Source organism: Streptomyces lydicus, from assembly GCF_004125265.1.
Lineage (GTDB): Bacteria > Actinomycetota > Actinomycetes > Streptomycetales > Streptomycetaceae > Streptomyces > Streptomyces lydicus_C.
Window position 1 is genome coordinate 7,328,714 of the sequence record NZ_RDTE01000003.1, and the last position, 19,933, is coordinate 7,348,646.

13 protein-coding genes and 1 pseudogene are annotated in these 19,933 nt (G+C 67.7%); 4 read left to right on the plus strand and 10 right to left on the minus strand.

What is annotated here, in order from left to right:
- Positions 1-193: 193 nt before the first annotated feature.
- From D9V36_RS42315 to D9V36_RS34760, 4 genes and pseudogenes are all read right to left on the minus strand, one after another.
- On the minus strand, positions 194-1,534 hold the full coding sequence (locus tag D9V36_RS42315) for an FAD-dependent oxidoreductase (RefSeq protein WP_241721151.1): 1,341 nt from the start codon (positions 1,532-1,534) through the stop codon (positions 194-196).
- Between the two features lie 77 nt (positions 1,535-1,611).
- Positions 1,612-2,205, minus strand: coding sequence for an MFS transporter (locus D9V36_RS42320; protein WP_431357770.1), 594 nt, complete (start codon positions 2,203-2,205; stop codon positions 1,612-1,614).
- A gap of 160 nt (positions 2,206-2,365) precedes the next feature.
- A pseudogene (locus tag D9V36_RS43150) lies at positions 2,366-3,070 on the minus strand (MFS transporter); the annotation flags it as partial.
- 148 nt (positions 3,071-3,218) lie between these two features.
- Entirely contained in the window at positions 3,219-3,635 is a 417-nt protein-coding gene (locus D9V36_RS34760) for a hypothetical protein (protein ID WP_129297257.1), read from the minus strand.
- 162 nt (positions 3,636-3,797) lie between these two features.
- Between D9V36_RS34760 and D9V36_RS34765 the strand changes: the two genes are divergently transcribed.
- Positions 3,798-4,337: a MarR family winged helix-turn-helix transcriptional regulator gene (locus D9V36_RS34765; protein WP_129297258.1), complete on the plus strand. Its 540-nt coding sequence runs from the start codon at positions 3,798-3,800 to the stop codon at positions 4,335-4,337.
- A 940-nt stretch (positions 4,338-5,277) separates the two neighbouring features.
- Here the strand turns inward: D9V36_RS34765 and D9V36_RS34770 are convergent.
- The gene (locus D9V36_RS34770) at positions 5,278-6,096 is read right to left on the minus strand and encodes an IS5 family transposase (RefSeq protein ID WP_241721153.1); all 819 of its coding nucleotides are present in this window, start codon (positions 6,094-6,096) and stop codon (positions 5,278-5,280) included.
- Between the two features lie 39 nt (positions 6,097-6,135).
- A complete protein-coding gene (locus D9V36_RS34775) occupies positions 6,136-6,810 on the minus strand; it encodes a DUF5655 domain-containing protein (protein WP_129297259.1) in 675 nt (224 codons plus the stop codon).
- Positions 6,811-6,884: 74 nt separating this feature from the next.
- On the opposite strand from D9V36_RS34775, the gene D9V36_RS34780 reads away from it, so the two are divergent.
- Positions 6,885-8,096 (plus strand): tyrosine-type recombinase/integrase, encoded by a 1,212-nt coding sequence (locus tag D9V36_RS34780; protein WP_129297260.1) that lies wholly within the window; start codon positions 6,885-6,887, stop codon positions 8,094-8,096.
- Positions 8,093-10,543, plus strand: a complete 2,451-nt coding sequence (locus D9V36_RS42330) for a site-specific integrase (RefSeq protein WP_241721155.1) — start codon at positions 8,093-8,095, stop codon at positions 10,541-10,543. Before D9V36_RS34780 ends, D9V36_RS42330 begins: the two co-directional genes overlap by 4 nt.
- A gap of 67 nt (positions 10,544-10,610) precedes the next feature.
- Here the strand turns inward: D9V36_RS42330 and D9V36_RS34790 are convergent, their stop codons facing one another.
- From D9V36_RS34790 to D9V36_RS34800, 3 genes are all read right to left on the minus strand, one after another.
- Positions 10,611-11,507, minus strand: a complete 897-nt coding sequence (locus D9V36_RS34790) for an aminoglycoside phosphotransferase family protein (RefSeq protein WP_129297261.1) — start codon at positions 11,505-11,507, stop codon at positions 10,611-10,613.
- 6 nt (positions 11,508-11,513) lie between these two features.
- A complete protein-coding gene (locus D9V36_RS43155) occupies positions 11,514-12,146 on the minus strand; it encodes a hypothetical protein (RefSeq protein WP_431357723.1) in 633 nt (210 codons plus the stop codon).
- A gap of 5,068 nt (positions 12,147-17,214) precedes the next feature.
- The gene (locus D9V36_RS34800; protein ID WP_129297262.1) at positions 17,215-18,072 is read right to left on the minus strand and encodes a 3-hydroxybutyryl-CoA dehydrogenase; all 858 of its coding nucleotides are present in this window, start codon (positions 18,070-18,072) and stop codon (positions 17,215-17,217) included.
- A gap of 168 nt (positions 18,073-18,240) precedes the next feature.
- Here D9V36_RS34800 and D9V36_RS34805 point away from each other — a divergent pair, with 168 nt between their 5' ends.
- Positions 18,241-19,470: a glycoside hydrolase family 10 protein gene (locus tag D9V36_RS34805; RefSeq protein WP_129297263.1), complete on the plus strand. Its 1,230-nt coding sequence runs from the start codon at positions 18,241-18,243 to the stop codon at positions 19,468-19,470.
- A 74-nt stretch (positions 19,471-19,544) separates the two neighbouring features.
- Here the strand turns inward: D9V36_RS34805 and D9V36_RS34810 are convergent, their stop codons facing one another.
- Positions 19,545-19,754, minus strand: a complete 210-nt coding sequence (locus tag D9V36_RS34810) for a DUF1918 domain-containing protein (protein WP_129297264.1) — start codon at positions 19,752-19,754, stop codon at positions 19,545-19,547.
- Positions 19,755-19,933 lie beyond the last annotated feature (179 nt).

Genomic DNA, 19,933 nt, shown 5'->3' on the forward strand with positions numbered 1-19,933 from the left:
GGGGCGGTCCGGCAAGACCGCCCCTGGCATGCCAGCAGCCAACTACACTCCCGACGATGCCTCTGACCAGGCCAGATAGCGAACCGCTGCTGGAGTACTAGGCCAGGCCGCCTGACCCGCTGCGAGTCTGCGTGGGTGCCGTTAACGAGCGGTGAGCCAGGTGACCCGCGGGGTGGCCAGGGTCATGGAGGGGTTACTGGTCGCGGTCGTGTCCTCGGTAGGCCTGCATGGAGGCGGTCATCTTGCGCTTGAGCGGGGGCAGATGGTTGACGGCGCGCATGGCGGTGCGCGTGCCCGCGAGTACGGCGCGGCCGATGACGGGTTTGTGGATGGGGTCGGTGCCGCGCATCTGGGCCAGGGACTTTTTGACGGCGTCGAAGCCGTAGTCGGTCATCTGGGTCTCGTAGTCGCCGACGGCGTCCAAGAGGCTCATTGTGCCGTCGCGGTGGGCGGTCAGGTTGCGGCACAGCAGTTCCGCGTCGCGCAGCGCGGTGTTGGCGCCGACCCCGCGGCCTGGGGTCATGGTGTGGATGGCGTCGCCGATCAGGGTGATGTTGCTGGCGGGCCATTGCTCGATCGGCACCGAGGTGCGGATGTTGATCGGGAAGCAGGTGGAGGGGTCGACGAGCTCGGCGAGTTTGCGCAGGCGCGGGTCCCAGGCCCGGGTCAGCTTCCGGAACAGGGCGTGGACCTGGTGCCCGTCCATCTGCAGCACGTCGGCGGGGACTTTGTGGGCGGCGGCGTTGATGCCGATCCCGATGTAGTCGCGCGTATTGTCGAACTGCAGGCCGGGCCAGTGGTTGATGAGCTCGGCGTCGCTGGCGCCGATGCCGCTCTTGGGTGCGCCGTCGGTGTCCCAGGGGAACTGCATGACGTGGATGACCTGGGAGTAGCCGCCCGGGGCCTGGACGATGTTGACGCCGTCGATCGTCCTGTCAGTCAGCAGGGCACGGGTCTGGTCGGTGAGCGGCACCTTGCCGCCGAGTGCGATCACCCCGGTGTCCTTGAGCCGGGCGTGGGGCAGGTACTGGCGGCGGACCCGGGAGTTGGTGCCGTCCGCGGCGATCAGCACGTCGCCGGTGGTCGAGGTGCCGTCCTCGAAGTGCGCGGTGACCGTGCCGTCGGGGTTGTTGTCGTAGCGGGTGAAGACCTTGTCGAAGTGCACCAGGTCTTCCAGGCCGGTGAGCAGGACCTGGCGCAGGGTCATGCGGGACACGGAGCGCTCGGCGCCGGCGCCGTCGGCGCTGGCGCGGGCGAAGCCGCTCAGCGACAGCACCTCCTGGTATTTCTCGGTGAAGATGTTGAAGCGGTCTGGAGTGCGGGTGCAGGTGGCGGTGAACGTGTCGAACAGCGGCGGGGGCAGCAGGCGGGACAGGGCGCGGCTGCCGTCGTGGTCGATGCCGACCCGGTAGCCCTGCAGGCCGCCGCCACGGGTGCGGTCTCGCTCGAAGACCGCACAGCTGATCCCGGCGCGTGTGAGGCCGTGGGCCAGGGCAAGGCCGCCGGTGCCGGCACCCATGATGATCACGTGCATGGTGGTTCCCTTGTGTCGTATCGCTTCGCGGTGGCGAAGGGCGGGGGTGTGAGGTTTTCGGGGGCCGGCCCCGCGGTTCAGGCGATGTCGCTGTGGTGGGCGGCGCGCTGGGGCATGAGGAGGGTGGCGGCCAGGGCGGACGCGAAGGCGGCGATGGGCAGCCACAGGGTGTGCTGGAGGGCGGGGTTGTAGGTGGCGGGGCTGGGGATGGCGCGGCCGGTGTGGCTGAAGAAGAACGCGCCCAGGCCCGCGATGCCGATCGCGCCGCCGATCTGCTGGATGGTGTTGTACAGGCCGGAGGCGGAGCCGGCGTCGTTGACGGGGACGTCGGCGAGGGTGAAGTCGAGGAGTGGGGCGACGACCAGGCCCATTCCGATGCCGCCGATGGCGAGAGCGGGGATGAGCGTGAGGGAGGTGCCGTTGCCCTGGTGGACGGTGAACATCAGGGCGAACATCGCGATGATGTCGAGGGCCAGGCCGGTCTGCAGGACGGGGCGACCGAGTTTGGGCGCCAGTGCGGCTGCAGCGACGCCGGCGAAGACGGGGACCAGCAGGCCCCAGGGAATGTTGGTCAGCCCGGAACGCATCGCGGAGAAGCCGAGGCCGGTCTGGAGGTAGATGGTGAAGACCAGGAAGTAGCCGATGACGCCGCCCATGAACAGCAGGTTCACGAGCAGCCCGCCGGTGAAGGACTTGTAGCGGAACAGGCTGAGCTCGACCAGGGGGCTCGGTGGTGCGGGTGCCGCGCCGCTGGTGGGCGATGAAGGTGGCGACGACGATGAGGGAGCCGCCCATGGAGGCGAAGGTCCAGGCGGGCCAGCCCGCGTCCTGCCCCTTGATCAGCGGGTAGATCAGCATCAGCAGGGCGAGCGAGGACAGCAGCATCCCGGCCAGGTCCAGGCGGGTCGCTGCGGGGGCCTTGGACTCGGGCAGGTGCTTGACGGCGAGGGCGACGGCGATGATGCCGACGGGCACGTTGACCAGGAAGATGGAGCGCCAGCCGAGGCCGGCGATGTCGCCGCTGGTGAGCAGTGCGCCCAGGATGGGGCCGCCGACGGTGGCCATGCCTCCCAGCGCGCCGAACATGCCCACGGCCTTGCCGCGGCCCTTGGGCGCGTACATCGTCTGGATGACCGCGAGGACCTGGGGGACCATGAGGGCGGCCATGATTCCTTGCGCCACCCGGGCGGCGATCAGCTCGGTGGAGTTCTGAGAGATGCCGCACAGGGCGGAGGCGATCGTGAACCCGGCGGCGCCGGTCAGGAACAGGCGGCGGCGGCCGAAGATGTAGCCGAGGCGGCTGCCGGTGATCAGGGCAAGCGCGAAGGCCAGGGTGTAGCCGGCGGCGTTCCACTGCACGGCGGAGTAGGCGCCGCCGAGGTCTTTGTGTATGGAGGGCAGCGCGACGTTGATGATCGTGTTGTCGAGCAGGTCCATGAACATCGCCAGCAGAACGACGAACAGGGCGATCGAGCGGCGCCGGCCGGTGGCTGCCGGGACGAATCCGGTGGCTTCACCGGACGGGGCGGTGACCATGGGAGATTCTCCGGAAAAGGGGGCTGGGCGGTGAGGGGGAAGGGCTCGTGGCCGGGCGGACACCGGGGCGGGCAGAGGCCGGCGGCCGGGCCCGTCCACCGCGTGGACGGGCCGTGTCTGGTGGCGGCCCTTCGGCTGTTGCGGCCTGTCAGACAGCGGCGTCGAGGGTGGCGGTGATCTTGCGGATCATGGCGGCCTCGGCGGGACCGGCCTGGCCGCGGTGGGCGCGGGACGCGGCGTCCATGATGACCGTGAGGGTGTCGCGGAAGTTGCCGACCTCCCCGGGCGCCTTCGCCTTCAGCAGGGCCATGGAGTCGGTGAGGGCGGCGAAGACCTGATCGGCGATGTCGGCGGTGGACTTGCCAGCGAACTGCAGTCCCTTGGGCTTGTCCGCCAGGACGCGGCCGACGGCTCCGGTCGCCGAGGACAACGCCTTGCCGCCGGCCATGCCGGAACGGGTGGAGGAGATCATGCCGGGATCGGCGGACGCCATCAGGTTGACGACGCCGTGCGCGGCCGTCTGCAGGGTCAGCTTCTCATCGGAGGTGAACGTGGTCTCAGACATGGGACTGCTCTCTTCTGTGCGGTGCGGGCAACGGGTCGACCTCCGGACGCCGCCGCCCTCTACGGGGGCCCGCCCGGGCCAGTGACCCTTCCGGATTGGCTCGAAACTCATGTATCTTGAATGTCGAGCAACTGATTTCCACGATGAACGGAGATAACTCGAATGTCAAGCGAACAGGAGCCGATCAAGTCGAAGCTGGGAAAAGCGGTGCAGAGCTACCAGGCCGCAGTCGACGACTTCGACCGCGAGACGGCCCGCCTGATGGGGGTCAACGAGACCGATCTGCGCTGCTTGGAGATCCTGCTGGCCACCGAGGACATCGCCCCCAGCGCGCTGGCCGCGCAGCTGGGCCTGACCACCGGCAGCGTCACCGCAATGCTCGACCGCCTGGAGAAGCTCGGCTACCTCACCCGCACCCCGCATCCCACCGACCGGCGCCGCACCCTGGTCCGCGCCACCCCCGAAGCCGCCCAGCGTGCTTTCGCCCTGCTCACCCCGTTCGTCGACGACTCGGCACAACAGGTCTTCGCCCGCTACAGCGCCGGACAGCTCGAACTCATCGCCGACTTCCTCACGTTCACCCGGAACATCCAGGAGCAGTACACCCAGCGCCTGCGCGAGATGCCTTCCCCCCACCCCGCCCGCTCCGGCGGCCGACAGGCCCCCGGTCGCCGGAACGCGACCGGTGCACGGGCGCAGTGACGGCAACCGGGATACGCCAGCCCGGCGCGCTGCCGATTCGCAGCCCTGGACCGGGTACGGCCCTCTACGCGCCCTCTTTGCCACCGCCGGAGCCGGGCTGGAGCAGGTCGACGATGGTCCCGCCTGGGCGCGACTCCTGATTGCCGCGATTCGGTCGCCAGTGAGATAGCAGATCCGGGGAAGGCGGCGGGTGGATACGGGCGGGTCAACCGGATCTGGCATGGCAAGTGGGTGATCGTGGCACTCCAGAGTTGACCGCCTTCTCTCTGGGCAGGGTGCGAAGGAACATCGACGCAGCACTCGCAGCCAACCGCCAAGCAGAGACCACCATGCAGGCACTCCGAAACGTCAACCAGAGGCTGATGATTGAGAACAGCCGACTGATCGCCGCCGATGCTCCGGAAGCACCCCGGACAGGCGCAGCCACCCCCGAGCCGCCCGACGCTTGAGAAAGGCCCGCCACTGACCGACGTGCCGGTTCATCCGCGGCCGAGTCGCCGAACCCGTCCAGTCCATCAACACGTCGACTCACAGATCACATGCAGCATGAGCTGCGTCAATGACTGTCTTCGGTGCGTAGAACCCATCGTATTCGGAGACGTCGGAGTGGTAGCGGTTGCGAGCCCTCCGAGGGCTGATGACGCCCCGGGACGGCGTTGCCGATCTCGGAGTTGTAGTCGGGTTGCGAGCCCTCCGAGGGCTGATGACGACCCGACGGTAAAGCGACAGGTCAGTCCGCGTCCAGAGCCTGGTCTTCAAGGTGCTACTGCAGCGACTCCGCGGTAGTGCATCTGTGCAGGTCAAAGCACTTTGTTGACGGGCGAGCGGAGGGGACAAGCTATGAGTCGGCCGCGCATGGCGCTGCGGTAGGCCAATCGTGGCCGTTGTCAGTGGTGCCCGCTAGCTTGCGTCTAGCCGTTGCGCTCCCTAAGACCGTGTCCTATGTGGTGAGGCGGACGTATCGCTTGTAGCAGCAGATGGCGGCGGCGAGTCCGAGAAAGGCCAGGTAGTTGCGGTGGTGGCGTTCGTAGCGGGGGCTGAGTCTGCGGTAGCCCGACAGCCACGACATGGTGCGTTCGATCACCCATCGACGCCGCCCTAACCGTTCGCTGGACTCGATGCCCTTGCGGGCGATGCGCACTCCGATCCGCTTACCACGCAGCCATTTCCGCAGGTCGGGTCTGTCATACGCCTTGTCGGCGTGCAGGCGCTCGGGTTTGAAGTGGCGGCCGCGGTGAGGGTCGTGTCTCGTTTGGTGACACTCGACCATCGGCTTCAGCCCTTGGCTGTCGTGGGTGTTCCCCGCCGAGACGCCGATGGCCAGGGGCAGTCCGTTCGCGTCCGACAGGATGTGCATCTTGGACCCCGGCTTGCCCCGGTCCGCGGGGCTCGGACCTGTGAGTTCGCCCCCTTTTTGGCCCTGACGTGGGCTGAGTCCAGGACCACGCGGGAGACGTCGATCAAGCTGGCATCGTCGAGCCGGTGCAGGATCGCTTTCGTGCGGCCGGCCCCACACGCCGGCCCGCGACCAGATCAGAAACCGGTGGTGGGCGGTCGACTTCGATATCCCGAAGCATGGCGGCAACGCACGCCAGGAACAGCCACTGACCAGCACGTAGATGATGGCCGCGAACACCGTTTCATCAGGCGTGTCCTGGGTCCCACCACCCTGCGACCGCACCTTCGACGGCGGGATCAACGGCTTCGCGATCTCCCACAGACCGTCCGGAACAATCCAACTCCACGTACCCCGCCCCATACACAGGCCAACGTCCGCCTCACCACATAGGACACGGTCTTAGGCCGCTTCGAACGCCTGCCGGATCAGCGGGCCCGCCCTCTCCAAGTCGGACGCCGAGGAGATGCGTACCTCCAGGTCCCCGGTTCCGAGGTGTCCGATGCCGCGCATGTCCCGGGTGAAGCCCTGCTCCAGCGTGACGGTGTCCGGGTCGAGTCTGAGATAGACCAAGATCGCCTCGTGCTTCGGACGGAAGATCACCGACGCCACGTTCACCAACCGCCGGTAGGCTGTGTAGTGCCGCAGAGGGGCCACCTCGACCTCGCCCCACGCCGTCAGAGCGTCGTCCAGCTCCGCGTACAGGTCCTGTAGGCACTCCGGAACGAAGCCGGCACCCGCCGGCGGAGGAGTCACCGGTGCTGGCGCGCTGCCGACCACCGTTTCTCGGCTTCGCCGAGACGAAGCGGCGGTCGGGAAGCCGGGCGAGGAGTCAACGAGCAGCAGGCTCAGCAGGCCCCCCTCGAAGATCCGGTAGCGCACCAGGTCGATCCGCTCGGGCAGCCGCTGCACGGCCACGCGGTCGTGATGGGAGAAGCCGGCCGCGATGCAGACCATCCGCGGACGACGCCAGTTGATCGACTCGGCGGCCTCTGCGCCCAGCACCCTCTGGACAAGCGCCTCGAACTCGTGGTGCGCCGATTCCAGCCAGGACAGATAGGAGACGGCCTGCGACAGAACCTGTTGACTGAACTAATGGCGGAGTTTCTGCAGGTCAGTGACCTTGTGGTGGAGGCATCGTTGAGTCCGCCATGGAGGCATCGAGAGATCTGGCAGCCCTTTCCTTTCCACTGATCGGTGAGCTGGTGGCCATGGACGATCCGTGGGATCCATTCCGGCTCATCGACCCAGCCGGGCAACCGATCGAGGGAGCTTGCGCCTTCCTGCGCGATCTGCAGGGGGCCGGTCGTTCGGCGGCGACGGCCCGTTCCTACGGGATGGATCTGCTGCGCTGGTTCCGCTTCTTGTGGGCTGTCGAGGTGCCATGGGACCGGGCAAGTCGGCTCGAGGCGAGGGACTTCTCCCGCTGGCTTCAGATCGCGGGCCAGCCGAGGCGTCCGCACTGGCGGCGGCCGAGTGAGGTGGGCCGGTGGGCCGCGGGCGGGAAGCCGTACGCGGCGTCGGTGCGAGCGCACAGCGAGACGGTGCTGCGGAGCTTCTACGACTTCCACCGCGACATCGGAACCGGGCCGCTCCTCAACCCGTTCCCGTTGGACCGATCACGTCGAGGCCAGCGGGCGTACGCCCACCGCAACCCGATGGACCTGCCCCGCAACGAACGCGCCGGGCTCTACCGGCCAAGAGTGCCCAAGCGGGTGCCCCGCAGCGTCCCGGACGAGGAGTTCAACGAGATCTTCGCCCGGCTCCCGTCGCACCGGGACCGGGCCCTGGTCGCCTTCTACATCTCCACCGGCGCCCGGGCCAGCGAACTGCTCAGCACATGGCAGGCTGGCGTCGATCCGGGGCGCCAGCTGATTTCGGTGGTACGCAAGGGCACGCGGGAAGTCCAGGAACTCCCTGCCTCGACCGACGCGTTCGTCTGGCTGCGGCTCTACCAGGTGGAGATGGACGATGCGATCCCACGGGGGCGGCGCCTCCCTCTCTGGTGGACTTTGCGCTCGCCGTCGAGACCGCTGACCTACCACGCGGTTCACCGCATGTTCGAGCGGGCCAACATCAAGGCCGGGACCTCTGCGACGCTGCACGCGCTGCGGCACACCGCCGCCTACCGCATGGCCGAGGATCCCAGCCTGCCCCTCACTGATGTCCAATTCGTCCTCGGTCACGCTCAGTTGACCACGACACAGCTTTACCTCACGCCCCGCAAGGAGGTGGTGATCCGGCGGCTGCTGGCCCACCATGCCGCCCAGACACGGCAGGCAGCCGCCTGCATCGCACCCCCTCCCGCAGCCGACTACCGGCCGGAGAGCCTCGATGTGCTGTTCGGGGCCGGTGCTCGGTGACCACCACCGTGTCGGCACACGCGAACCACGCACTGGCTCCCGGGGGTTCACCTGGGCGTATTCGCGCGCTGGCGGCCCAGCAGCGTTTCCCCGCCCGGACCGTTCCTGCCAGCTGGCCGGGCACCGAGCGCTCACGCGCCGAGGCGGCCCGATTGCTGTCCCGTCCGCCCTACACGCTGAAGAACGCCGGCAGCGAACTGCATCACAAGCACGGCATCGTCATAGTGCTGGACTGGCTGGAAGAGCAGCCCGGACAGACCTGGCAGGAACGGTGGCAGGCCAGTGGCATCGAGCAAGCCGGTGCCGCCTGGCGGCCGGTGATCAAGCAGTGGCTGCACGAGCGCGGTCTGAAGGCAGCCTGGCGCATGCCGGTGGTCGGCCGGGCCCTGACGACGGTGATCAGCGCTGAGTTGCTGCGGCCCTCGGTGGACTGGCTGGCCGCCGGAGCCAGCCGTCAAGGAGTGCTGGTCCGCTCCATGGCACACAGTCGAGACCCCGACGGATTTGAGCGCCTGCGGGAGCTCGGCGCTCAGGCCCAGGGCGTGCGGCCAGGAGCCGTCAGCACGACGCTCTGCCGCAGCGCCCTCATCCTCGCGGCGAAGGGCGGCACGCTGGCCGACATCACCGTCGGTGACGTCCTGGAACTCCTCGAGACCCAAGCAGTAGTGCTCAAGCGGGCAATGGTGGGGACCGAGGTGTTCTACCGCCTGCTGCACCGGCTCGGAGCCCTCGGAGAGGACGCCCCGCAGAATCTGCGCGAGGTCCGCAACCAAGGACAGCGGACGCCGGAGCAGCTGATCGATCGCTACGGACTGACCTGCCGTCCTATCCGTGACCTGCTGGTGGACTATCTCCGGGAACGCCAGCCCGCACTGGACTACAACAGCCTGAGGTCCCTCTCCTACCACCTCGGCAAGTGTTTCTGGCAGGACATCGAGCACCACCATCCCGATACCGACAGCCTCCGCCTCGCCCCGGACGTCATCGGCCAGTGGAAGCAGAGGATTCGCACGAAGGACAAGACCGTCACCGGTCCTGAGGGCCGGCGTATGAGCGCAAAGGTCGAGAGGCTCAACCACCGGGACACGCTCACCCAGGTGCGGGCCTTCTACCTCGATATCGCCCAGTGGGCACTGGAGGATCCCGGCCGCTGGGGCCCGTGGGTGGCACCGAGCCCGGTGAGGGCTGACGAGGTGGAACACCGCAAAGTACAACGACGGCGCAAGGCGCGGATGGACGCCCGCACCCGGGAGCGCCTGCCGGTGCTGCCGATTCTTGTCAACTCGGTTGATCAGCGTCGCAGGGATGCCGCCGCGGTACTGGAAGCCGCCCGGCACACCAGCCCTGGCGAGGCGTTCACCGCTGCTGGTCAGCAACTCGTACGCGCGGTCGTTCCCCATGGAACGGCCGGCCGGATCTGGGCCGAGGACCCACAGACCGGCAAACGCCGCGATCTGGGACTTGAGGACGAGCGGGCCTTCTGGACCTGGGCCGCAGTCGAGGTCCTGCGGGCCACCGGTATCCGCATCGAGGAACTACTCGAGCTCAGCCACCACAGCCTGGTCCAATACCGTCTGCCCACCACCGGAGAACTCGTCCCCCTCCTACAGATCGTCCCGTCCAAGACGGATACCGAGCGCCTGCTTCTGGTCAGCCCCGAGCTCGCCGACGTCCTGAGCGCGATAATCTGCCGAGCCCGGGACAGCACCGGCGCGGTTCCCCTGGTCCGTTCCTGGGACCGCCGCGAGTGCGCGTGGCAGGCGCCGGCCCCGTTGCTGTTCCAACGGCGCATCTCCGGCGAGGACCGTGCGTTCACCGACGAGACCGTTCGCACAATGCTGGACCAGGCCCTCATTGCCACGGGCCTGACCGACACCACCGGCGACCCACTGCGCTACACACCGCACGACTTCCGCCGGCTCTTCGTCACCGACGCCATCATGAACGGCCTGCCCCCGCACATCGCCCAGGTGATCTGCGGGCACAAGAGCATCGACACCACGATCGGATACAAAGCGGTCTATCCCACCGAAACGATCGAGGCCCACCGGGCATTCATCGCCCGCCGTCGATCCACCCGCCCCAGCGAGGAGTACCGGACCCCGACCGAAGAGGAGTGGGACGCCTTCCTCGCGCACTTCGAGAAGCGGAAGGTGTCCATCGGCACCTGCGCACGGGCCTTCGGGATCCAGCGCGTTCATGAGCACGCTTGCGTCAGATGCTCGCTCCTTCGACCTGACCCGGCCCAGCGGGCGCGGCTTGCCGAGATCCGTGACAACTTGATCGCCCGAATCGCCGAAGCCGAGACGGAAGGCTGGCTCGGCGAGGTGGAGGGTCTCCAGGTCAGCCTGGCTGGCGCCGAGGAGAAGCTCAGCCAACTCGACCGGGGCCACGGGCAGCATACGGCCGTGGACCTTGGCATCCCCACCATGCGTGGTGATCGATGAACCCACGAAAGCGGGCTACCGCATGACCCTCAACCAAGATCGAGAACAGGTTTATAAGAAACCTCCCTCAAACGCCCTTAAGAACACGGTCAAGTGCCGCCCGGCCTGCAGGTCCCCAGTGCGGCTTGCCGCCGGGAAGGCCACGATCTCCGTTCTGTCCCATGAGCATCAGGAACAGGCTCTTCATAGCAGCCAGCCCGCGGGCGCGCCGGATCGCCGCCTCGTCTGCATGCGCGTACATGTCGAAGAACCGTGAGGCCATGCCCGCAGGTAGCAGCACCCATGCGGCGGCGAGGTCCCACGCGGGGTCGCCGGCGAACATGGCACCGAAATCGACGATGCCCGAGAGCGTTCCGTCCGAGACAACAACGTTCGCGGGATGGAGGTCGCCGTGCACCCACACCGGCGGGCCCTCCCACGCATCGGCCGCAACGGCATCGTCCCAGACGGCCCGGACGTCAGCAGCGATGTCGTCGGGGACAACGGCCTGGAAGAAGTTCTCGAAGCCGTCCGTGCAGTTCCTGGGATGGGCACCGAAGTCCGTGGAGATCGGTGCCTCGGCGGGCGCCTCCACATGGAGCGCCCGGAGGAAGCCCGCCAGCGTGTCGGCCGCGTGGTCGCCGCGGCTGATCGAGCCATGGTCCAGCGGCTCGCCGGGAACCCACGTCATCACGGTCCAGTGCTTGGGAAAGCGCTCGGACGGGTCACCGAACCGCACTGGGAGCGGCACCGTGAGCGGCAAGCGCGGGGCCAGCACCGGTAGCCACCGCCGCTCCTTCAGCTGGAGCTCCGGAGTGGGGTCCATGCGCTGCATGCGCACAGCCAACTCATCCCCGAGACGCCACATTTGGTTGCCCCAGCCGCCCGCCACCTCCCGGATGGCCAGCCCTGCAAGGTCTGGATGTTGCTCCTGCAGCAGGTCGCGAACCAGGTCGGCGGTGATCTCGATCTCGGTGTCGGTCATGCGACGTCACACTACTGAGGCAGCTGGCAGAGCGGCTCTCGCTCCCCGGAACATCTCGCTGTGATGCCTCTCAAATCGCCGATTCGGTTTCAGAGAGCTATAGAGCAGAGGCTTTGGGACAGGCCAGCCCCAAAGTTCAGGGAACACCCCGCTGTCGGAGCCCTTCTTGAACTCGATCACCACGGGGCTGCCGTTCTCGTCCAGACCGAGCGTGTCAATCCGCCCCCGGTGCCACGGACCGGTCGGGTACTCCGACGCCAGGAACCGGATGCCGAGCATCTGCTCCAGACCGGCCTCGACCCGCCGCTGCAGCGCCACCTCCAGCGCCACCGTCGAACCGGGCAGCTCCACGTCCCGCCCGTCCGCGTCCCGCCGGAACAACATCAGCTCAGCCACCAGCAACCCTCCCGTGATCTCTGCAGAAGACCAATCGACGGAGGGCGCTGGGTATTCCGCATCCGGGCAGTAGAAACGGCTGTTCGCCCAGCTCTGTGATCTGCCCCACCCGAGAGCTACGGCGGCCGACGACCTCATGACGGGGAACCACGGATTGAACGGTTGTTGATCCCCGACAAGCGTGTGGGCCCACGCCGGGCCGAGTTCCATGTAGGTGTCGGTGTGCCGGCAGGTGGTAACCACGTGCTGAGCAGCGAGGGGTGTCGGTGGACAGGCGCTTTTGGACGTGCAGCACGGGGTAGTACGGCCCAACCCAGCGCACGGACGCTGATCAGCGAAACGTCACGAGGCGGCGCCACGCGGAACCGGGCAGCATGATCGCTCACGGCTTGTAACAGCGGAGGCGAGCCTGGTCGGCACCACCGCCATATCGACGAAGCGTCACGCCCCAGGAGTGACCATTGGCATGGATGGTCAGTAGCCGTGTGACGTGTCTACCAAGGAACCGGTGCCTCGCACGGGAAGTCGTTCCACAGCGCGATGGCATCGGTGCACCGTGTGGCTGCGTGATGCAGCCGTTGGACGCGGCCAGCAACGGACCTTGATCACATCTGGCGACAGCAGTGACCTGGGGAATCCCCAGTTCGCGTGTCGTTGGCATCACAAGCGGAAGACGGCGACTGAGAGCACCGCAGCACGTCGGGCGGTTCGCGGACAGCGGTCGACATCGTCCAGATGAGGAGCGCCCAGGCTTGCACCCGTCGGAGGAAGGCGAAGCATCACGTCAACTGCACCTGCACGACGTCACGTTCTGTAGCTGCGAGCGCTGGAGCCCCTGCACCACGCTCCGGCCCCTCGTCCGCGTTGGAAGAGAATCAAGCCTGAGACTGCTACCGCACATCTGCGGTTTCGTGACAACATCATGCTGTGACACAGGGAGATCCAACCTCAACGAGACCAACGTGCGCGCGAGATGGGTGTGACGAGCAGCTCCCCGGTCCGGCTGGCTCCGTGGCCAGACCCCCTTCCGTGGGGAGGACTCGTGGCGGTCGCAGACGCCGCTTCTGCTCTGATGCCTGCCGCAAGGCGGAGCAACGCGTCCGGGAGCGACTTCTCCTTCTGGCGCCCGGGCACACCCGTGATCGGTGGCTGCCAGCGCGAAGCAAGGTCGTACGCACTGCGGTCGATCTCGCTGAGGAGGCCAAGGTGGCGGCGCAACGAGTTCCGAAGCCCAGCGATCGATCCCGTCTCGGCAGCGTGGAGGCCGTAATTGAGCTGAAGGAGATAGTGGATCAGCTCATCACCGATGCTGTAGCAGCCGATCGTGCTGCTGGTGCTACGTGGGATCGCATTGCCAGACCGCTTGGTACGTCCGCTGATACAGCCCGAAGGCGGTTCGGGTAGATACGCGGGTCTACGTCATCAGCTCCTGCGGCCGCAGTTCTGCGCAGGCGAAGAGAGCATGACCAGCAGACGAGCTGTGCGTCTGTGGGCAGTTGGAGTGCAGCCTCGTGCAGCTGGCTGGCGACGTGGAGCAGGAACGCGGGGTGGGCGCCCGCCGGCATCCGCGGTGAGCGCTGGATCGCCGCTTGTACTCGGGCCGCGGACCGTGTGTCGTGCCATGCGCCGTGCCGGACCGTGTGGCGGACCGTACCGCCCCGGACCGTACCGCCCCGTACCGTACCGTGCCGGACCGTGTGGCGGACCGTACCGCCCCGGACCGTACCGTCCCGGACCGTGTGGCGGACCGGACCGTCCCGGACCGTGTGCCGGACCGGACCGGACCGTACCGTGTGCCGCGCCGTGCCATGCCGGACAGGACCGGGCCGTGTGCCGGACCGGCCCGTGAATCGGGTGAGACCCGTAGGTCTCACGAGACCGTGAGCCCGGTGAGACGTGAGCCCGGTGAGACGTGAACCGGGTGAGCCCGGTGAGACCGTGAGCCCGGTGAGCCCGGTGAGACCGTGAGCCCGGTGAGACCGTGAGCCCGGTGAGCCCGGTGAGCCCGGTGAGCCCGGTGAGCCCGGTGAGCCCGGTGAGACCGGTGAGCCCGGTGAGACCGTGAACCGGACCGGTCCGGCCCGCGCTCGTCTGGTGCACCAGAGTGAACTGTTTCCGGGTACGGCGCGGTACCGGAACTGGCAAGGGGAACCGCGCCAGGAACTGGAAACCCACACCGGGCGGAACCTGGAACTGGCACCGGTTACCGGCACCGGTAACTCCGGTGACTGTGACCCGGTTACCGGTAACCAGCTACCGACGGTTCCGGTAACCAGGGCCGGCAACTGGTACCAGCGTGTGAACACGTACGGGTACGGCGAACCCGAACCGTACGGGTACGGCGAACCCGAACCGTACAGGTACGGACAGGCACCCGTACGACGAGACGGCTACCGCCGAGACCGATCGCTTCCGCGCCCTTCCGAGCGCGCTTTCCGATCCTTCCGGGCGCGCTTCCGCGATCGCTTCCGCGCCCTTCCGAGCGCGCTTTCCGATCCTTCCGGGCGCGCTTCCGCGATCGCTTCCGCGCCCTTCCGAGCGCGCTTCCCGATCCTTCCGGGCGCGCTTCCATGATCGCTTCCGCGCCCTTCCGAGATGCAGATCCGTACCCGTACGGTTCGCCGTACGGGTGCCTGTCCGTGCCCGTACGGTTCGGGTTCGCCGTACCCGTACGTGTTCACACGCTGGTACCAGTTGCCGGCCCTGGTTACCGGAACCGTCGGTAGCTGGTTACCGGTAACCGGGTCACAGTCACCGGAGTTACCGGTGCCGGTAACCGGTGCCAGTTCCAGGTTCCGCCCGGTGTGGGTTTCCAGTTCCTGGCGCGGTTCCCCTTGCCAGTTCCGGTACCGCGCCGTACCCGGAAACAGTTCACTCTGGTGCACCAGACGAGCGCGGGCCGGACCGGTCCGGTTCACGGTCTCACCGGGCTCACCGGTCTCACCGGGCTCACGGTCTCACCGGGCTCACCCGGTTCACGTCTCACCGGGCTCACGTCTCACCGGGCTCACGGTCTCGTGAGACCTACGGGTCTCACCCGATTCACGGGCCGGTCCGGCACACGGCCCGGTCCTGTCCGGCATGGCACGGCGCGGCACACGGTACGGTCCGGTCCGGTCCGGTCCGGCACACGGTCCGGGACGGTCCGGTCCGCCACACGGTCCGGGACGGTACGGTACGGGGCGGTACGGTCCGCCACACGGTCCGGCACGGCGCATGGCACGACACACGGTCCGCGGCCCGAGTACAAGCGGCGATCCAGCGCTCACCGCGGATGCCGGCGGGCGCCCACCCCGCGTTCCTGCTCCACGTCGCCAGCCAGCTGCACGAGGCTGCACTCCAACTGCCCACAGACGCACAGTGTTGCGCCTGGGCCCTGCTGATTGCCATCCGGTCGTAGCGAATTGGTTCTGTGTGCAGAGGTGCAACACTCTCGCATTAGTAATTGCCGCTCATGAAGTGGCGCGGGTTTAAGCTGACTAACGCTTTCAGTGATGAGGAATAAGTACTCGGCGCCGCAAATAGTGGTGATCCATGATGCAGATGCGAGGCAGGGCTTAATTTATTCACCCAGAAGCTGTATCCTTATCGCGCTCGGTATCCGAGCAGGGCGGCATTTACGTCGCTCAAGCTAGTCGACATGAAGAAGGCCCCGCGCTCTCCTGTAGGAAGAGTCAGCGCGGGGCCGAGACGTGGACTAGCTGGCGGGTCCGGTCGCTGTAGGGGCGATCGGGCCCGCTGACCTGCGGCTATCCCCAGATACGTAGTGCGTAGTACGCCCCTTGCAGGGCACGTGCTACCACCGTGGTGATCTGAGAAATCCGCTCGAGCTTCGTCCGCGTCGGCTCGTTCTTCATTCGGTTGAAGATCTTGCCGAGCACCTCATCACCCCCCATCTCGGACTGATCAGTCCGGCCGGGCCTGATCAACTCTGGGGTGTGCGTGAGAAGACAATATCAGCGGGCAAGTCCCTTATTGGGGCGGCGAGATGGTTCGCGAGAGAAGCGGGCGGCTTGCTTTTTGGAAAGGGCATCGGTGCTCCGGCTGAACCCATGAGGCCGCGACGTTGCGTGATCGCCTATCCCGCGCGTGTGCGGTTCCGGCGAAGCGAATTACCGGCCCATGCCGTAGGTCCGGGCTACGACTGCGGACCTGCAAGCCGTCGTGGCAAGCAAGCTGATCTTGCAGTACCGGGTTTCAGGCCCGGCTTGAACAGCTCGACCGCGACGCGACCCAGTACGTCGAGGACAACCGGCCCGAGAAGGCGCGCAGCGGCTACGGCGACTGGCGCGGATGGGAACGATTCTGTGCCGGGACGGGCTGCCGCCGTTCGCTGGGCAAAGCGGTCCGGCAGCGATGGCGCAACCAACTGGCTGACGCGCCAAGGCATGACGCCCGTGTGTCCCTCCGCAGGCACCACGTGTGGCGGGACACGCATCGGGTTCCGGCGTACCGCCCGCCGAGCGTTGTCACAGGCGTAGTTGATCGGCGACGAGCGCCACCCCCGCCGGTAGCGGTCCGCGCAGGGCGAGGGCGGTCTGGATACCAAGGTGCCTAGCCGGCCCGTGAACTGTGCAGATGCGGTCGCGTCAGCACTACGTATCGGGCCACCGAGGCCATGCCGAGGGGCACGCCGAGCCGCAGGCAGCAGCCACCCTCACGGCACAGTGCCAACATAGGCGGCGCTTGTTAAGTCTCTACAAGCGCACGACGCTGGGGAGTCGAAGGAGCTTGGGCGCTGCCAACGAGTCAGCGGGTGGCCACTGCGTGGTGCGTAAGGAGGGGCGGCGGTGGACAGCTGGTGGACAGACGCCTTTGGACGGTGCGGCACGGGGTGGCACGCCCCAACCCGGTGCACCTGTTCTGATCAGCGGAAACGTCACGAGGCGGCAGCACGTAGCACCAGGCAACATGACTGCTCACGGTCTTGTAATGCGTAGGTCTCGGGATTGCCCCTGTCTCTGCGGCACCGGGCGCGGGGCTCGAAACCAGCTGGTCGGGCCGCTCTGCTCCAGGGACTTTTCAGGGACTTTCAGCTCTGTCCCAGGGACTTTCCAGGGACTTTCCGCTGAGTAAGCGGGAAAGGCCCTGACAGCTTCGAAAGGCGCAAAGCCCCAGGTCGGGAAGGTTTTTCGTCGGTCGAGGGCACTCGCCAGACCGTGTCCCGTGCAATCCCCATCGACCAGGCGGCGATTCGCGACTGAGGGGCCGGGGGCATCGCGGGAGTCCACCCGACGGCAGGCATGCCGCTGGCGCTGCCCCAGGTGAACTCTCCCCGGAGCAGCGCCAGTTGGTGGAATTGCCGGAAGGTCTAGTACGCGTAGAACCCCGACCCGGACTTTCGGCCCAGGCGGCCCGCGTCGACCATCCGGGCGAGCAGCGGGGGAGCGGCGTACAGGGGCTCCTTGTACTCCTCGTACATGGAGGCGGCGACCGAGGACACGGTGTCCAGGCCGATCAGATCGGCCAGCTTGAGCGGGCCCATCGGGTGGGCGCAGCCCATCTCCATGCCGTTGTCGATGTCCTCGCGGCTGGCGATGCCCGACTCGAACATCCGGATCGCGGAGAGCAGATACGGGATGAGCAGGGCGTTGACCACGAAACCCGAGCGGTCCTGGGCGCGGATCGCATGCTTGTCCAGCACGCCCTGCACCAGGGCCTCGGCGCGCTTGATGGTCTCCTCGCCGGTGGTCAGGGCGGGGATCAGCTCGACGAGCTTCTGCACCGGGGCCGGGTTGAAGAAGTGGATCCCGATGACCTGGTCGGGCCGGGAGGTGGCGACCGCCAGCTTCACCAGCGGGATCGACGAGGTGTTGGACGCCAAGATGGCGTCCGGCCGGGTGATCACCTGGTCGAGGACCTGGAAGATCTCGGTCTTGACCTGCTCGTTCTCCACCACGGCCTCGATGACGAGATCGCGGTCGGCGAACTCACCGAGGTCGGTGGTGAAGCTGAGCCGGTCGAGCGTCGCGTCGCGCTCCTCGGCAGTGATCTTGCCGCGCTCGGCGGCCTTGCCGAGAGAGTTGGTCAAACGGGTACGACCCAGCTCCAGAGCTTCGCCGGTGGTCTCCGCGACCATGACGTCCAGTCCGGCGCGGGCGCACACCTCGGCGATGCCGGCGCCCATCTGGCCGCAACCGACCACTCCGACGCGTTCGATGTCGGTCACATCGTGCCTTTCGCTGATCTTCAGGACCGGCGATACGCCGTTACGCCGTAAGGGTCCGGCGGCCGCCTCGGCCCCGACGTTACTCCGCGCGGTGCTGTGCCAAGGCCGCCGGGGCGGGCATTGTGAACCCCGAGGACGGGACGAACCGGACAACCTGGGGAATTCTTGATGAGGCATATCACACGCAGAGGGTTTGCCGTGGCCGCGCTGGGGGCGGCCTCTTCGCTGGTCACCGTGGGGGCGGCGACGCCCGCTGACGGTGCGCCGCGGCGCGAGATGCGCGGCATGTGGCTGGCGACCGTGGCCAACCTGGACTGGCCCTCCAGCACGAAGCTCCAGCCCGCCGCGCAACAGCGCGAACTGCGCGCCCACTTCGACACGGCCGTCGCCCGCAAGCTGAACACGGTGTTCTTCCAGGTGCGGCCCACCGCGGATGCGCTGTGGCCCTCCCCGTACGAGCCCTGGGCGCAGTGCCTGACCGGGCAGCAGGGCCGCGACCCCGGATGGGATCCGCTCGACTTCGCGGTCCGCGAGGCCCACCGGCGCAATCTCGAACTCCACGCCTGGTTCAACCCGTACCGGGTCGCCAACCACACCGACCCCGGCAGGCTCACGGCGGAGCACCCCGCCCGCCGGCACCCCGACTGGGTCCTGCCGTACGGCGGCAAGCTCTACTACAACCCCGGCCTGCCGGAGGTGCGCGGCTTCGTCCAGGACGCGATGTTCGACGCGGTGCGGCGCTACGACATCGACGGGGTGCACTTCGACGACTACTTCTATCCGTATCCGGTCAAGGGGGAGTACTTCGACGACGATGCGGCGTTCGACGAGTTCGGCAGCGGTTTCAAGAGCCGGGCGGCCTGGCGCCGGGACAACATCGACCGGCTGGTCTACGAGATGGCGGCCAGGCTCCGGGACGGGAGGGGGCGGGCCGGGCGCCGGGTGCGGTTCGGCGTCAGCCCCTTCGCGGTCTGGCGCAATCGCGCCACCGACCCGCAGGGCTCCCGCACCCAGGCCGGGGTGCAGACCTATGACGACCTGTACGCCGACACCCGCCGCTGGGTGCGCGAGGGGTGGCTCGACTACCTCGTGCCCCAGGTCTACTGGCCCCTCGGCTTCGGCGCCGCCGACTACGCCGAACTCGTGCCCTGGTGGGCGCGGACCGTCAACGGCACCGGGGTGGACCTCTACATCGGCGAGGCCCTTTACAAGGCGGGCGAGGCCGAGCCCCCCGCCTGGAGGGACCCGGCCGAACTCTCCCGCCACCTCACCTTCGCCCGCGACTATCCGCAGGTGGGCGGCCATGTCTACTTCTCGGCGAAGGAGGTGGCCAGGGACCGGACGGGTGCCATGGCGAGGGTCGTGCGGGACCACTACGCGGCCCCGGCGCGGACGTAGCGGCGGTCGGCGCCGACCGGGAGGGGCCGCGCCTGCCGGGGGAGCGCCTACGCAGGACGGTTCCGGTGTCTTGTCTACCGGCCGGTGTCGATGTCGGTGGTCTTGCCGTGCCGGACGACCGAGTCGGGGCCGGGGGACATGATCGCCTCATGTCCGTCCTCGGCGCGGACGCGGTAGGGCGGATCGCCGTTCGGGCCCAGGACTTCGACGATTTCGACGACCTTGTCGTGATGCCCGACGGTCCTGCCGTGCACCACCAGCCGGTCGCCCCTGTTTGCGTGCATCAGGGTCCTCCCCGCCTCGGGGCGGCCGTACGACCCGCGGGCCGACCGGTGCGACGGCCGGCGGTTGAACGGCCAACGATTTCCACGGTTTACGGGCCTGGCGATGAGCCTGGCAATGACCCGGACGGCGGTACCTGCCGTCGCGGCAAGTTTACGTCCGCGGGCCGTGGCCGCACCCC

Coding starts and splice junctions, on each gene's coding strand:
- D9V36_RS42315 (WP_241721151.1), bottom strand. CDS start 1,534: ATGCACGTGATCATCATGGGTGCCGGCACCGGCGGCCTTGCCCTGGCC.
- D9V36_RS34760 (WP_129297257.1), bottom strand. CDS start 3,635: ATGTCTGAGACCACGTTCACCTCCGATGAGAAGCTGACCCTGCAGACG.
- D9V36_RS34765 (WP_129297258.1), top strand. CDS start 3,798: ATGTCAAGCGAACAGGAGCCGATCAAGTCGAAGCTGGGAAAAGCGGTG.
- D9V36_RS34770 (WP_241721153.1), bottom strand. CDS start 6,096: ATGGGGCGGGGTACGTGGAGTTGGATTGTTCCGGACGGTCTGTGGGAG.
- D9V36_RS34780 (WP_129297260.1), top strand. CDS start 6,885: ATGGAGGCATCGAGAGATCTGGCAGCCCTTTCCTTTCCACTGATCGGT.
- D9V36_RS34790 (WP_129297261.1), bottom strand. CDS start 11,507: ATGACCGACACCGAGATCGAGATCACCGCCGACCTGGTTCGCGACCTG.
- D9V36_RS34805 (WP_129297263.1), top strand. CDS start 18,241: ATGAGGCATATCACACGCAGAGGGTTTGCCGTGGCCGCGCTGGGGGCG.
- D9V36_RS34810 (WP_129297264.1), bottom strand. CDS start 19,754: ATGCACGCAAACAGGGGCGACCGGCTGGTGGTGCACGGCAGGACCGTC.